The 14,129-nt window shown below is 62.6% G+C and carries 15 protein-coding genes; 11 read left to right on the top strand and 4 right to left on the bottom strand.

Annotated features, from left to right (window positions below):
• Positions 1 to 24 precede the first annotated feature (24 nt).
• Both ACR0DA_RS16600 and rsmI read right to left on the bottom strand, forming a co-directional pair.
• Positions 25 to 396 (bottom strand): YraN family protein, encoded by a 372-nt coding sequence (locus ACR0DA_RS16600; RefSeq protein WP_260064167.1) that lies wholly within the window; start codon positions 394 to 396, stop codon positions 25 to 27.
• Position 397: 1 nt separating this feature from the next.
• Positions 398 to 1,255: a 16S rRNA (cytidine(1402)-2'-O)-methyltransferase gene (gene rsmI / locus ACR0DA_RS16595; RefSeq protein ID WP_260064164.1), complete on the bottom strand. Its 858-nt coding sequence runs from the start codon at positions 1,253 to 1,255 to the stop codon at positions 398 to 400.
• Between the two features lie 88 nt (positions 1,256 to 1,343).
• Between rsmI and ACR0DA_RS16590 the strand changes: the two genes are divergently transcribed.
• The 3 genes from ACR0DA_RS16590 to murJ are packed head-to-tail and all read left to right on the top strand — an operon-like array spanning position 1,344 to position 6,821.
• On the top strand, positions 1,344 to 2,504 hold the full coding sequence (locus tag ACR0DA_RS16590; protein WP_170360183.1) for a penicillin-binding protein activator: 1,161 nt from the start codon (positions 1,344 to 1,346) through the stop codon (positions 2,502 to 2,504).
• Positions 2,464 to 5,283 (top strand): [protein-PII] uridylyltransferase, encoded by a 2,820-nt coding sequence (locus tag ACR0DA_RS16585; protein ID WP_480754957.1) that lies wholly within the window; start codon positions 2,464 to 2,466, stop codon positions 5,281 to 5,283. The genes ACR0DA_RS16590 and ACR0DA_RS16585 overlap by 41 nt, the downstream gene beginning before the upstream one ends.
• A complete protein-coding gene (gene murJ / locus ACR0DA_RS16580; RefSeq protein WP_480754955.1) occupies positions 5,280 to 6,821 on the top strand; it encodes a murein biosynthesis integral membrane protein MurJ in 1,542 nt (513 codons plus the stop codon). The genes ACR0DA_RS16585 and murJ overlap by 4 nt, the downstream gene beginning before the upstream one ends.
• A 5-nt stretch (positions 6,822 to 6,826) precedes the next feature.
• On the opposite strand, the gene ACR0DA_RS16575 is transcribed toward murJ, so the two are convergent.
• The gene (locus ACR0DA_RS16575; protein ID WP_480754954.1) at positions 6,827 to 7,513 is read right to left on the bottom strand and encodes a rhomboid family intramembrane serine protease; all 687 of its coding nucleotides are present in this window, start codon (positions 7,511 to 7,513) and stop codon (positions 6,827 to 6,829) included.
• Positions 7,514 to 7,599: 86 nt separating this feature from the next.
• On the opposite strand from ACR0DA_RS16575, the gene trpS reads away from it, so the two are divergent.
• Positions 7,600 to 8,628: a tryptophan--tRNA ligase gene (gene trpS / locus ACR0DA_RS16570; protein ID WP_480637517.1), complete on the top strand. Its 1,029-nt coding sequence runs from the start codon at positions 7,600 to 7,602 to the stop codon at positions 8,626 to 8,628.
• A gap of 58 nt (positions 8,629 to 8,686) precedes the next feature.
• Here trpS and ACR0DA_RS16565 read toward each other — a convergent pair whose 3' ends face one another.
• On the bottom strand, positions 8,687 to 9,736 hold the full coding sequence (locus ACR0DA_RS16565) for a Glu/Leu/Phe/Val family dehydrogenase (protein WP_480754952.1): 1,050 nt from the start codon (positions 9,734 to 9,736) through the stop codon (positions 8,687 to 8,689).
• Between the two features lie 129 nt (positions 9,737 to 9,865).
• Here ACR0DA_RS16565 and ACR0DA_RS16560 point away from each other — a divergent pair, with 129 nt between their 5' ends.
• The 7 genes from ACR0DA_RS16560 to rimI all read left to right on the top strand — a co-directional run bounded on the left by ACR0DA_RS16560 (position 9,866) and on the right by rimI (position 13,995).
• On the top strand, positions 9,866 to 10,327 hold the full coding sequence (locus ACR0DA_RS16560; protein WP_480754951.1) for an Lrp/AsnC family transcriptional regulator: 462 nt from the start codon (positions 9,866 to 9,868) through the stop codon (positions 10,325 to 10,327).
• A 58-nt stretch (positions 10,328 to 10,385) separates the two neighbouring features.
• Positions 10,386 to 11,249, top strand: a complete 864-nt coding sequence (locus ACR0DA_RS16555) for a branched-chain amino acid aminotransferase (RefSeq protein WP_480754949.1) — start codon at positions 10,386 to 10,388, stop codon at positions 11,247 to 11,249.
• Positions 11,250 to 11,324: 75 nt separating this feature from the next.
• A complete protein-coding gene (locus tag ACR0DA_RS16550) occupies positions 11,325 to 11,780 on the top strand; it encodes a universal stress protein (protein WP_170342153.1) in 456 nt (151 codons plus the stop codon).
• A complete protein-coding gene (locus ACR0DA_RS16545) occupies positions 11,780 to 12,373 on the top strand; it encodes a DsbA family protein (protein WP_480754947.1) in 594 nt (197 codons plus the stop codon). Before ACR0DA_RS16550 ends, ACR0DA_RS16545 begins: the two co-directional genes overlap by 1 nt.
• A 68-nt stretch (positions 12,374 to 12,441) precedes the next feature.
• Entirely contained in the window at positions 12,442 to 13,005 is a 564-nt protein-coding gene (locus ACR0DA_RS16540) for a NifU family protein (RefSeq protein WP_093963451.1), read from the top strand.
• A complete protein-coding gene (gene tsaB / locus ACR0DA_RS16535; protein WP_170436108.1) occupies positions 12,995 to 13,585 on the top strand; it encodes a tRNA (adenosine(37)-N6)-threonylcarbamoyltransferase complex dimerization subunit type 1 TsaB in 591 nt (196 codons plus the stop codon). Before ACR0DA_RS16540 ends, tsaB begins: the two co-directional genes overlap by 11 nt.
• Positions 13,582 to 13,995 (top strand): ribosomal protein S18-alanine N-acetyltransferase, encoded by a 414-nt coding sequence (rimI, locus tag ACR0DA_RS16530; RefSeq protein WP_170391890.1) that lies wholly within the window; start codon positions 13,582 to 13,584, stop codon positions 13,993 to 13,995. The genes tsaB and rimI overlap by 4 nt, the downstream gene beginning before the upstream one ends.
• Positions 13,996 to 14,129 lie beyond the last annotated feature (134 nt).

Below are 14,129 nucleotides of genomic sequence, written 5' to 3'. Positions count from 1 at the left end.
GAGGGGACGGGTGTTCAATGGCGATCAGCCCTGACCAAAGGCGTTTTCGAGGATTTGCACGGCGCCTGTTGCATCCACCAGAGCCGCATCGAACCGGACATCAGTCAGCTGCCCGCCCGGTTCCTGCTCCAAATACTGCGCCGCCGAGGCGCATATCCGGTCGATCTGACGCTTGCTGATCCGCGCGGCGGCGCTGTCAAAGGTTTGGCTTTTCTTGACCTCGACGAACACAAGGCCCTGCGCATCCCGGACGATCAGGTCGATCTCGCCACCCGCGCCGCGCCAACGCCTGTGACAGACCTTGAACCCTCGGCTTTCGTAATCGGCAGCGACGCTGTTTTCGGCCGCCTGCCCGGCGTGATAGGAAACCGAGCCCTGGACCGACCGTCGCGCCATGTCATCCCTTTCCCAGTTGCAGGGCCTTCTGGTAAATCGGCCGCCTTGGCAAATCATACATCCTGGACACCAGATCCGCCGCATCCCGGACCGAGTGCGTTTCCAGAGCCTGTCTCAACGCCCCTTCTACATCAGCATCGTTAACGGCTTGTGAATGGGCACGGTCCACCAGCAAGACGATCTCGCCCTTCACAGTGGCATCTCGATACTGTTCGGACAGCTCTGCCAAGCTACCCCGCCGGACTTCTTCGAACTTCTTGGTCAGTTCACGACAGACCGCGGCCTGACGCTCGCCACCCAGAACCTGCGCCAGATCCGACAGGCACGCCCCCAAACGCTTGGGAGATTCGTAGAACACCAGCGTCCCGGGAACATCCCGCAACGCCTCGATCCGTGTTCGGCGGGCGCCGGACGCATTCGGCAGGAATCCGGCGAAAAAGAAGGCGTCCGTCGGCAAGCCCGCCAGGGTCAGCGCCGTAACGACGGCTGACGCTCCAGGGGCGCAGGTCACGCTGAACCCGGCCTCGGCCGCCTTCTTGCCCAGATCATAACCCGGGTCGGCGATCAGGGGCATGCCGGCCTCGGACGCGTAGGCCACGGACTTGCCCTGGGACAGTTCGGCAATCAGTTTTTCACGCGCAGCCGTGCCGCTGTGGTCGTGATAGGCCAGGATGCGCCGCCCTTCGAGGGGTACACCGTGAATCTCCATCAATCTGCGCAGGCTGCGTGTATCTTCCGCCGCGATCACATCAGCCGAGGCCAGAACGTCCAGCGCCCTGAGCGTAATGTCGCGCGCCGTTCCGATCGGAGTGGCAACAAAATACAGCCCCCCAGCCAATCTTACCTTTTGGAAATTCAAAGCTGGACCCTCGCAGCGTGACGTTTATTATCGCGGCGTGATAGAACAGCAGCGTTCTTTGCCGCCGGATCAGGGAGTTTTCATTTAGATGTTTACCGTTTGCAAGCCCGTTCGCAAACTGGCGAAATTCGCCATCGGCCTGACCGCGGCGGCATTTTTGGCCGCCTGCGAACCCGGCGCCACCGGGCGCGGACCGTCGATAGACACGTCAGAGCCGATCCCCGTTGCCCTGCTGGTGCCCAAATCGGGCGACGCCGCGTTGGCGCAAAGCCTTGAGAACGCTGCCCGGCTGGCCATGGCCGATCTGAACAACGTCAAGATCGATCTTCGCGTCTATGACACTGCCGGCAATCCGAACACGGCAGCCGCAGTTGCGCAGCAGGCCGTTGCCGACGGCGCAAAGGTCATTCTGGGGCCGGTTTACGCGCAGGCTGCAAATGCTGCCGGCCTTGCGGTTCTGAGCAAGAACGTGAACGTTCTATCCTTCTCGAACAATACAAGCATTGCCGGCGGAAACGTGTTTGTCCTTGGACCGACCTTCGACAACACGGCCAACCGGCTTGTCAGCTACGCCGGCAAACAGGGAAAGAAAAGCACCGTCATCGTGCACAGCAACGATGCGGCAGGCCAATTGGGCCAGGCGGCAATCTCGAACGCACTTGGCAACAGCCGTGTGGCGAATGCGGGTGTGGTCGGTTTTGATCGATCTCAGCAGGGCGTGATCGACGCCATCCCTGCAATCAAGGCAACGGTGGACTCGACGGGGGCGGATTCACTCTTTTTGACCGCCACGACCGCCGGCGCGCTGCCGCTTTTCAGCCAGTTGCTGCCCGAGGCCGGTGTCTCACCGGCAACCGTGCAATATATTGGCCTGACACGCTGGGACATTCCGGCCCAGACGCTGGAACTGCCGGGAGTGCAGGGCGGATGGTTTGCCTTGCCTGACCCTGCCAAGGCCCAGGCCTATCGCGTGCGCTACAACGCGACTTATGGCGAGGCCCCGCATCCGATCAGCGGCCTGGCCTATGACGGGATCGCCGCAATCGGCGCTCTGGCCAGCCAAGGGAAGTCCAATGCCCTTTCCGCCGCGGCCCTGACCCAGAATGCCGGGTTCCAGGGTGTTGGCGGTATTTTCCGTCTGCGCCCGAACGGTACGAATGAACGAGGTCTGGCCGTGGCCACGATCCAGAACAAACAGGTAGTTGTGATTGACCCTGCCCCACAAAGCTTCTCTGGCGCCGGTTTCTGATCAGCTTGTGACGATCCCCGCGCCGGCTGGCGCATTGATCTGCGACGCCAGCGAAATCTTCGATGGCGAAAAGGTCAACGCGCTGCTGTCGAAGGCCCTGAAAGACATTCCGGAAACGGCCGCAGCCCGAAACGAGGCCGTCCGGATCCTGCGGGACGCTCAGAAATCCGGGCGTCAGGCCATCGAAGAGGCATTCGCCGCCCGGCCCTTCGACGCCCGGTCTTTGACGCGATCCTACACCTATCTGACCGATGGGCTGGTCTGCGCCGCGATGACTGTGGCCGGACAGCATCTGCATCCATTGGCCAACCCGACCCAGGGCGAGAAGATGGCGGTTTTGGCCGTGGGCGGCTATGGGCGCGGCGAGATGGCGCCGTTTTCGGATGTCGATCTGCTGTTTCTGACTCCCTACAAGATTACCGCCTGGGCCGAGAGCGTGATCGAGTCGATGCTGTACATCCTGTGGGATCTACGGCTGAAAGTCGGGCATTCCTCGCGCACGATCCGTGATTGCCTGCGTCTTGGAGACGAGGATTTCACGATCCGGACAGCGATGCTGGAACAGCGCTATCTGGCCGGTGATCGGGACCTGGCCGATGAGCTGGAAAGCCGGCTGAAATCCGAGCTGTTCAAAGGAACCGAACGCGAATTCATCGAAGCCAAACTGCATGAACGCGACGAACGCCACCACAAGCAGGGCGAGCGTTACATGGTCGAACCGAACGTGAAAGAAGGCAAAGGCGGCCTTCGTGACCTGCAGTCCCTGTATTGGATCGCCAAATACATCTACGGCGTTCACGACGTGGCTGAACTTGTCCCGCTGGGGTTGTTCACCCAGGACGAATTCAACACGTTCGTGCAGGCCGAAGACTTCCTTTGGGCCGTACGTTCGCATCTTCATCTGGTGACACGGCGCGCAACCGAACAGCTGACCTTTGATCTGCAGGTCGAGGTGGCCGACCGCATGGGTTACGAAGACCGAGCGGGCCGCCGGGCCGTCGAAATCTTCATGCAGCGGTACTTCCGAGAAGCCACGAAGGTGGGAGAACTGACACGGATCTTCCTGACCAAGCTTGAAGCGTCACATATGAAGAACGCGCCGTTGCTGGAACGCATCTTCAGCCGCAAGCCACGGGTCAAGCCGGGCTATAGGGTTGTTCATGGCCGGCTGGACGTGGCCGACCCCAAAAGCTTTTTGTGCGACAAGCTGAATCTACTGCGTCTGTTCGAGGAAGGTCTGCGCACGGGTATGCTGATCCATCCCGATGCGATGCGGCTGGTCACCGCCAACCTGCACCTGATCGATGACGAAATGCGCAACGACAAAGAGGCGAGGCGCATCTTTCTGGATCTGATGCTGAAACACGGCAATCCCGAACGCGCGCTGCGCCGCATGAACGAGTTGGGCGTTTTGTCGGCCTTCATCCCCGAATTCGAGCCCATCGTGGCGATGATGCAGTTCAATATGTACCACAGCTACACGGTGGACGAGCACACGATCCAGTGTATCATCAACCTGGCGCAGATCGAACGGGGCGAACTTGTCGAAGCGCTGCCGCTGGCCTCGTCGATCCTCGAGGGCGGAGTGAACCGGCGTGTGCTTTACGTCGCTCTGCTGTTGCACGACATCGCCAAGGGCCGCCCCGAGGATCACTCGATCCTGGGGGCCAAGATCGCACGGACGGTCGCGCCTCGGCTGGGGTTGAACAAGAAAGAATGCGAAACCGTCGAATGGCTGGTGCGGTATCACCTGCTGATGTCGGACATGGCGCAGAAGCGTGACATCTCGGACCCGCGCACGGTGCGCGACTTTGCCAAGGCGGTTCAGACCGTCAAACGGCTGGATCTGCTGACGGTCCTGACAGTCTGCGACATCCGCGGCGTTGGGCCGAACACCTGGAACAACTGGAAGGCCACCCTGCTACGGGCCTTGCACGCGGAAACCAAGCGCGCGCTGGAAACCGGCATGGAGGACCTCAACCGTGCCAATCGTGGCGCCGAGGCCAAGAAAGCGCTGCGTGACGCGTTGTCAGCCTGGTCCAAGGCCGACCTCAAAACGGAAACCGGTCGGCACTACGATCCGTATTGGCAGGGGCTCAACCTCTCGACCCATGTCGAGTTCGCCGAAATGCTGCGCGCGCTGGAAAAAAGCGCGGATCCGGCGGCGATGGAAATCCGGCTGCACCCTGACGAAGACCGGGATGCGACGCGGGCCTGCTTTGCCATGGCCGACCACCCCGGTATCTTTTCCCGGATTGCCGGTGCGCTGGCGCTTGTGGGCGCAAACGTGGTCGATGCCCGCAGCTATACCACCAAGGACGGCTACGTGACTGACGCGTTCTGGATTCAGGACGCTGACGGCCACCCGTTCGAACTGTCGCGTCTGCCGCGCCTGACCCAGATGATTCAGCGCACCCTCAAGGGCGAGGTGGTGGCCCGCGAGGCGCTCAAGTCCCGCGACAAGATCAAGAAGCGGGAAAAGGCGTTCAACGTCCCGACGCACATCACCTTCGACAATGAAGGGTCCGAGATCTACACGATCATCGAAGTCGACACCCGCGACCGGCCCGGCCTGCTCTACGATCTGGCCCGGACCCTTGCCGCCGCCAATGTCTATATCGCCAATGCCGTGATCGCGACCTATGGCGAGCAGGTGGTGGATACGTTCTACGTCAAGGACATGTTCGGGCTCAAACACCACTCGGAGGCCAAGCAGAGGACGCTGGAAGCCAAGCTTCGCACCGCGATCACCGAAGGCGCCGAGCGGGCGGCCTCATGAAGCAGATCCGCCTGTTCTCGGGCCTGTTCACGGTCGGATTCTGGACCCTTGCCAGCCGTATTCTGGGCTTTCTGCGGGAAATCCTGCTGACAGCCTATATCGGGCCGGGGCCGGTCATGGATGCTTTCGTCGCAGCCTTCCGCCTACCCAACATGTTCCGCCGGTTCTTCGCCGAGGGCGCTTTCAACGCAGCCTTCGTTCCGATGTTCTCGAAACGGCTGGAAGGCGGCGAAGATGCGCAGGGGTTTGCGCAGGATGCGTTCAACCTGCTGGCGGCGTCCGTTCTGGCGCTGGTCGGGCTGGCCATGGTGTTCATGCCGGGGCTGGTCTGGCTGACGGCCGAAGGGTTTTATGGCGACGAACGTTTCGATCTGGCGGTCGGCTACGGGTATGTCGTCTTTCCCTACATCCTGTTCACGTCTCTGGCCGCGCTGTTTTCCGGGGTTCTCAATGCCACGGGGCGCTTTGCCGCCGCTGCTGCGGCTCCGGTCCTGCTGAACATCTTCGCCTGCACGGCACTGATCGTAGGCGCGGCAACCGGTGGCGAGGTCATCCGTTGGCTCATCGCCGTCATACCCATTGCCGGGGTTGCTCAACTGGCGCTTGTTTGGGTCGCCACCGAACGCGCCGGAATTCGCATCCGGTTCGGCCGGCCGAAGCTCAGCCCTGAAATGCGCAACATGGTTCGGATCGCGGTACCGGCGGCACTTGCCATGGGGGTGACGCAGGTCAATCTCGTTGTCGGGCAGCTGGTCGCGTCAAAGACCGAAAAGGCCATCAGCTGGCTCTTTGCCGCCGACCGGCTGTATCAGCTGCCGCTGGGCGTGGTCGGCATCGCCGTGGGCATCGTGCTGTTACCCGACCTGTCGCGACGCCTGCGCGCCGGGGACGGCGATGGCGCGCGCAACGCCTTTTCCCGCGCCGGAGAGTTCACCCTGTTGCTGACCATTCCGGCAACCGTGGCTTTCGTGCTCATCCCGGAGCCGCTGGTCTCGGTCCTGTTCGAACGTGGACAGTTCACCCCCGAAGACACGGCTGCCACCGCGCTGGCCGTGGCGGTCTATGGCATCGGCCTGCCGGCCTTCATGCTGCAAAAGCTGCTGCAACCGCTGTTCTTCGCCCGCGAAGATACCCGCTCGCCCTTCCGGTATGCCGTTGTGGCGATGGTCATCAACGCCGTGCTGGCCTTTGGGCTGTACCCGATCGTCGGCTGGATTGCCCCGGCCATCGCGGCCTCGGCCGCCGGGTGGGGCATGGTGGCGCTGTTGGCACTAGGCGCCCGGCGCATGGGCGAGGAGGCCCGTTTCGACGACCGGTTCAAGCGCCGCGCGCCCAGGATATTGGCCGCTTCAATTGGAATGGGTGTGGTGCTGATCGCGGCGATGCAGCTGTTCGGTTGGACGTTCGAGGTTCCGGGCTGGCGCTATCTGGCCTTGCTGGGCCTGATCGTTGTCGCCGCAGTGTCTTACTTCCTTCTGGGCCACCTGCTGGGCGCATTCCGTCTGTCCGAGTTCCGGTCCACCCTGCGAAGGTCCTGACCGCCTCAGTCCCGCCGGATACGCCCCACCAGCCGCGCCCATCCGCCCTGCGCCACGAAAAACGACAGCCCGAACCCGGTCGCGAACCCACCCAGGTCGGCCACCCAATCCGAGGTGCCGCCGAAGATCAGCCCAAACAGCAGTTGAATGCCCATCAGCACTGCGATCAACTGGAACGCCCGCGCCTGGTTCTCTCCGACCAGCGACAGCCTACGCCACAGCAGCCAGGTGAATGCGCCAATCAGGCCGTAGACCGGCGGAAAGCCCCCGACCAGAGGATAGCGCGGGTCCAGCAGCACCGCATAGGCCAATGCCCCGCCCACGCCGGACAACACGAAGATCACCAGCATCGCAAAACCGCCAAAGACCTCGCCCACCATCTTGCCCATCGCCAAAACGAAGACGCAGACAAAAAGCGCCTGGGTGAAGCTGCCTGACACGAAGGGGTAGGTGAAGAACCGGATCACATGCTCGACCGGCCAACGCCCGTTCATCACCATCCAGTCGAAGATGTCGGCCGAGAAGGAGTAGCGCTGGATCGCCTCCAGCCGCCAGCCCACCGCGCCCGGTCCGCCGACCAGGCCGCGCGTGCCGAGGGTGAAGGCCAGTTCGATCCCCATGATGAACAAGACCAGCGCCACCACCACGGGCGGCAGGGGGTTCACGGGGGGTGTGTAATGCTCGCTGCTCATTGGGCGGGCCTTTCGCGGCTGTTGACGTCCCTTTGCCTCATGGGTAAGCGACGGAGGCTTATTTTTCCAGACGGGAGTTCCCTTCCATGACCGAGACCAAGTTCACGCCGCGCGTGTTTTCCGGCATTCAGCCCTCGGGAAACCTGCATCTTGGCAACTACCTTGGTGCGCTCAAGCGTTTTGTGGATATGCAGGGGCCGGAGATGGAGACCGTGTACTGCATGGTCGATCTTCACGCGATCACCGTCTGGCAGGACCCCAAAGAACTGGCTCATTCCACGCGCGAGCTGTGCGCGGGCTTCATCGCCGCCGGCATCGACCCGGAACAGTCGATCCTGTTCAACCAGTCCCAGGTGCCCGAACACGCGCAACTGGCCTGGATCTTCAACTGTGTTGCGCGCATGGGCTGGATGCAGCGCATGACCCAGTGGAAGGACAAGGCGGGCAAGAACCAGCAGAACGCCTCGCTGGGCCTGTTCGCCTATCCCTCGCTGATGGCCGCCGACATTCTGGTCTATCACGCGACCCATGTGCCGGTGGGCGACGACCAGAAACAGCATCTTGAGCTGACCCGCGATATCGCCATCAAGTTCAACCACGACTATGGCGTCGATTTCTTCCCGATCACCGAACCGGTGATCGAGGGCGCGGCGACGCGCGTGATGAGCCTGCGCGACGGGGCCAAGAAGATGTCCAAGTCGGACCCGTCCGACATGAGCCGGATCAACATGACCGACGATGCCGACACCATCGCCAAGAAGATCCGCAAGGCCAAGACCGACCCCGATGCCCTGCCCTCGGAGGTGGACGGGCTGGAAGGCCGCCCCGAGGCGCGCAACTTGGTCAACATCTATGCCGCGCTCAGCGATCAGACGGTCGAGCAGGTTCTGGCCGAGGTCGGGGGCAAGCAGTTCGGTGACTTCAAGCCGATGCTGGCCGATCTGGCGGTCGCAAGGCTGTCGCCGATCTCGACCGAAATGGCGCGGCTAATGGGCGATCAGGCCGAGATCGACAGGATCCTGGACCGTGGCGCAGAACGGGCGCGGGAAATCGCGGCTCCGATCCTCAGCCGCACCTACGAGATCGTGGGGATGGTGGGCGCCGGCCGCGCCTGAGACCCAGACAGAAACTTCAGCGCCGCCCCTGATCCGGGGCGGCGTTTTTCGTTGCAGGTCAGGCGGCCTGCGGGTGCAGTTTTTCCTCGACGATGGATTCGGCCACCGCATGGGGGCTGACGCCATCGACCTTGGCGCGGGTCAGGATGCGGTCCATCGTCCGCTCCAGCGCCTCGAGCCGCTGACCGACCCAGGCTTCGCGGTCCTTGATCTTCAGGATCTCGGTCGCGACGTTCACGATCCCGCCGCCATTAGCCACGAAATCCGGGGCGTAGATGATGCCGCGGTCATGCAGGCGCTGCGCGTCGGCATCAGTCGCCAGCTGGTTGTTGGCCCCTCCGGCCACCGCGCCGACCTTCAGCAACGGAATGCTGGTTTCGTTCAGAATGCCGCCGATCGCGCAGGGCGCGAAAATATCCGCCTCGGCCGCATAGATCGCATCGGGCGCGACGGCCTGCGCTGCGAACCGGTCCCCCAGCCGGGCGGTCTGGCCCGCATCGATGTCGGTGATCACCAGTTTTGCCCCGGCGTCATGCAACAACGCACACAGATGTTCGCCCACATGGCCCAGCCCCTGCACCGAGACGGTCTTGCCGCTCAGATCCCCGGACCCGAACCGATGCCGCGCGGTGATGCGGATGGCGTTGAAGATCCCGCGGGCGGTGACCGGCGACGGGTCGCCGCTGGCGAACGGGCCGTCGGGCAGACCGGCGACATATTCGGTTTCGGTGCCGATCTGGGCCATGTCGGCCGGGGTCATCCCCATGTCCTCGGCCGTCCAGTACCGGCCACCAAGGCTTTGAACCACGCGCCCGAAGGCCTGCAGCAGCCGGGGCGTCTTGTCCGCGTTCGGGTCGCCGATGATCACGGCCTTGCCCCCGCCCAGCGGCAGATCGGCCGCCGCGTTCTTGTAGGTCATGCCCCGCGACAGGCGCAGCGCATCGTCCAACGCCTCGGACGGGTGGCCATAGGAACGCATCCGCACGCCGCCCGCTGCAGGCCCCAACTGCATGGAGTGGATCGCCACAAAGCCCGAAAGCCCGCTGGCGGCGTCTTTGAATTCGACCACACGCTCGTGATCTGGCGCGTCAATCGTGGTTATTTCCATTTTGCTCCTCCGGAATGACAGATCGAGTCTGCCACATCGGACCGAGCGATTTTCGCCAATACATGCTGGCCAACACATATCTCTTGGCGATAATGGTAAACTGAACCGACATTTTTAGGGATTTTCTCCATGGATCAGATTGACCGCAAGATCGTGCGCGCGCTGCAGCAGGACGGCCGAACGACCGTTCTGGACCTGGCCGAAAAGGTGGGCCTGTCGCCCACACCCTGCGCGCGACGCCTGGACCGCCTGCGCCGCGACGGGGTGATCACCGGGTACTCGGCGCAGGTCGACCCCGAGAAATTGGGCTTTGGCGTCACGATTTTCGTGTCGGTCGAACTTGAGAAACAGGACCGCAACGCCATCGACGCCTTCGAACGCGCCATCCTGCGCTGTGACGAGGTGATGGAGTGTTACCTCATGACCGGCTCGCGCGACATCCTGCTGCGCGTCGTGGCGCGTGACCTGACCGCCTTTGATGCGTTTCTGGAAAACCGGCTGATGCAGATTCCGGGCATCCGCAACCTGCGCTCCAACTTCGCCCTGCGCGCGATGGTCAAGCGCGACGTGTTGCCATCGTCGGCCGGATAATCTGCTGGACCTCGGGCGCGCGCGCTCCTACGGTTCGGCGGAATTGACGGAGGGCACAATGGCAGTCGGCAAGAATATCCGCACTTATTTCGATGGCAAATGGCACGATGGCGATGCCCCGATCATGCGGGCTGCGGACCACGGGGCCTGGTTGGGTTCGTCGGTGTTTGACGGGGCCCGCCGATTTGATGGCATGACCCCTGATCTGGCCGCGCATTGCGACCGGGTAAACCGCTCGGCCGAGGCGCTGATGCTCACTCCGACCGTGACCACCGAACAAATGGTCGAACTGATCCGCGAAGGTCTGGAAGCATACCCGACCGAGGCCGCCGTCTACATTCGCCCGATGTACTGGGGGATCGACGGCGACGCGACCGCGATCGTACCGCAGGGTGACAGCACAGGTTTCGCCATCTGCCTCGAAGAGATCCCAATGGCACCCGAGGCGGCCTCGGTCACTCTGACGACCACCCGCTTCCGCCGCCCGGTTCTGGAAAGCGCGGTCGTCAACGCCAAGGCCGGGTGCCTGTATCCAAACAACGCCCGAATGCTGGCGGAAGCGCGATCCAAGGGGTTTTCAAACGCATTGGTGACAGATGCCATGGGCAACGTGGCAGAAACCGCAACGGCCAACATCTTCATGGCAAAGGATGGCGAGCTGTTTACTCCGGCACCGAACGGCACCTTCCTTGCGGGCATCACGCGCGCGCGGCACATCGACAACCTGCGTCGCGACGGGGTGACGGTTCACGAAACTGTTCTGACCTTCGACGATTTCCACGACGCGGACGAAGTGTTCATGTCCGGCAATATGAACAAGGTCACGCCCGTGACCGCACTGGACGACACGCAATATCAGATTGGCCCTATCACGCGCCGCACGCGCGCGCTCTACTGGGACTGGGCGGCCAGCGACCAATAAGCGACGGCCTGTCGCGGCCCGAGTTGCCAGACACCGAATGCTCGGGCATGATCCCGAAAACCGAAGAGGACATTCATGCGCAAGTTCCTTGTAGTTCTTGACGATAGCCGCGAGTGCCTGAACGCCATGCGTTTCGCCGCGATGCGTGCTGCGCATACGGGTGGGGGGGTGACCATCCTCTCGGTCATTCCTCCGGACGAGTTCAACCACTGGATCGGCGTGGCCGAAGTGATGCGGGAAGAAGCCCGCGAGCGTATCCACGCGCATTTCGAGGTATTTGCCAAATGGATGCGTGACAAGCAGGGGATCGAGCCTGAACTGGCGATCCGCGAGGGTGAGCCCGTTCCGCAGATCATCGAGCATGTGCGCTCGGATCCCGAAATCGGCGTCCTTGTTCTGGGTGCAGGTACTGACAAGAAGGGTCCCGGTCCACTGGTCACTCAGTTGACGCGGAATTCCGGCAGCTTGCCGATTCCGATTACCATCGTTCCGGGCGACTTGAGCAAGGAGAAGCTCGAAGAGATCACCTGATGCCCGCCACCCTGCACTTCTGGTTCGATTTCGCCTCGACCTATTCCTACTTCAGCGCCATGCGGGTCGAACGGGACGCGGCAGCCTGCGGCGTGCAGGTGGACTGGCAGCCATTCCTTCTGGGTCCCATTTTTGCCGAGCAGGGGTGGAAAACCTCACCGTTCAACATCTATCCGGCCAAGGGGCGGTACATGTGGCGCGACATGGAACGGCTTTGCCGGCAGCATGGCCTGCCCCTGACCCGACCTGCCGAGTTTCCGCAAAACAGCCTGAAGGCCGCACGCCTTGCGCTCGCCATCCCTCAACGTGAAGCGCGCGCTGCATTCTCCTGCGCCGTTTTTGCCGCGCAGTTTGGCCAAGGCCTGAACATTTCGGTAGAGCCAGTCCTGCGCAGCGCCCTGTCCGCCGCCGGCCTCCCCGAGGACATGATCGACCGAACCGCAGACTCTGACATCAAGAGTGCTCTGTTTGACCAGGTTGCCCGCGCCAAATCGCTGGGGATCTTCGGCGCCCCCAGTTTTGTCGTGGATGAGGAGCTTTACTGGGGCGATGACCGACTGGACATGGCCATCCGACAGGCTGCAGCGATTTAGAACCGTTCCAAATCTTGACTTCCCGACCGCTGACGCGCATATCAGAGCCAACTGATACGGAGCGCGCCATGTTCATCCAGACCGAATCCACACCCAACCCGGCCACGCTGAAATTCCTGCCCGGTCAGACCGTGCTCGAGGCCGGTACAGCGGATTTCCCGACCGCCGAAGCCGCGCAGAACTCGCCGCTGGCGCAGCGCATCTTTGCGGTCAGCGGTGTGACCGGAGTTTTCTTCGGCAATGACTTCGTAACCGTCACCAAAGACGACGGCGTGCAGTGGGACCACATCAAACCCGCCATCCTGGGCGCTGTGATGGAGCACTACCAGTCCGGCCAGCCGGTGATGGGGGCCGGGGTGGAAACCGCGTCCGGCCATGCTGAACATTCGGGTGAGGACTCGGAAATCGTCAACCAGATCAAGGAATTGCTGGACAGCCGCGTGCGCCCCGCCGTGGCGCAGGACGGCGGTGACATCACCTTCCACGGCTTTGACCGCGGCGTCGTCTACCTGCATATGCAAGGGGCCTGCGCAGGCTGCCCGTCCTCAACGCTGACCCTGAAAATGGGGATCGAGAACCTGCTCCGCCATTACATCCCCGAGGTGACCGAGGTTCGCCCTGTTGCCGTCTGATCAGACAATTCTGGCATTTGACACATCGGCCGCGCATTGCGCGGCCGCTTTGCTGCGCGGGCCAGACATCGTCGTGAGCCGCGCCGAAACCATGACCCGCGGCCAGGCGGAACGCCTGATGCCTTTGCTTCAGGACATCCTGGCAGAAGGCGGGGTTTCTTGGGCGGATATCGACGCGATCGGTGTCGGGACGGGTCCGGGCAATTTCACTGGAATTCGCATCTCGGTCTCCGCCGCCCGAGGGCTGGCGCTTGGATTGAACAAACCGGCAATCGGCGTTTCGGGCCTTGAAGCCCTTGCGGCTTTGGCACCTGAAGGGCGGACCCCAGCCATTCCAGCCCCCCGGGAACATGTTTACCTGCTAGCGCCCGACGGGACGCCGCAGCTGATGACGCAGGAACAGGCAGAATCACTTGGCGCCCTGTTTTTGTGCGACGATGCGAATGCAGTCGTCCGGGCCATCGCCCGGATTGCATCCGAACGTGTTGACCTTGTGTCAGGTCCCCCGGCCCCCCTGTACGTTCGTGCCGCAGACGCCGCCCCGTCGCGCGATACGCCGCCGCCTTTGCTGGACCCATGACCCCACAGGAAATGGCCGAGACCCACGGCGCGGCTTTCACCCAGTCCCGCCCCTGGACTGCTGATGAATTCGCTGATCTGCTTGCCAGCCGCTTCACCCATGTCGTTGGAAACAAAACAGCATTTGCCCTGGTCCAAGTCATCGGCGACGAGGCTGAGCTGCTGACCATCGCGACGCATCCCGATCATCAGCGGCAGGGTCTGGGCCGCGCCTGCATGCAGGCTTGGCATGACAAGGCTCACGATCTGGGTGCGCGCCGGGCGTTTCTTGAGGTGGCATCGGACAACGCGGCCGCCATTGCACTCTACCAAAGTTGCGGCTATGCGCGCTGCGGTCTTCGGCCGGGATATTACCGGCGCGGCAAGGCTGACAAAGTGGATGCAATCTTGATGGAGCGCGCGCTACCCTGACGAAAGCCGGGCATTTCTGAGACCAAATGGTCAAAAAGCGGTTGACCATGACTGTTTCAGACGGCCTTAATTGCCGCTATCACAGCAGTTCTGCTCGCTCTGAGCGGGGCTGGGCAAAAGCCCCTGCCCCGAAG

The sequence above is a fragment of the Ruegeria sp. CI8 genome (assembly GCF_056536865.1).
This window is presented reverse-complemented; position numbering and strand designations above follow the sequence as displayed.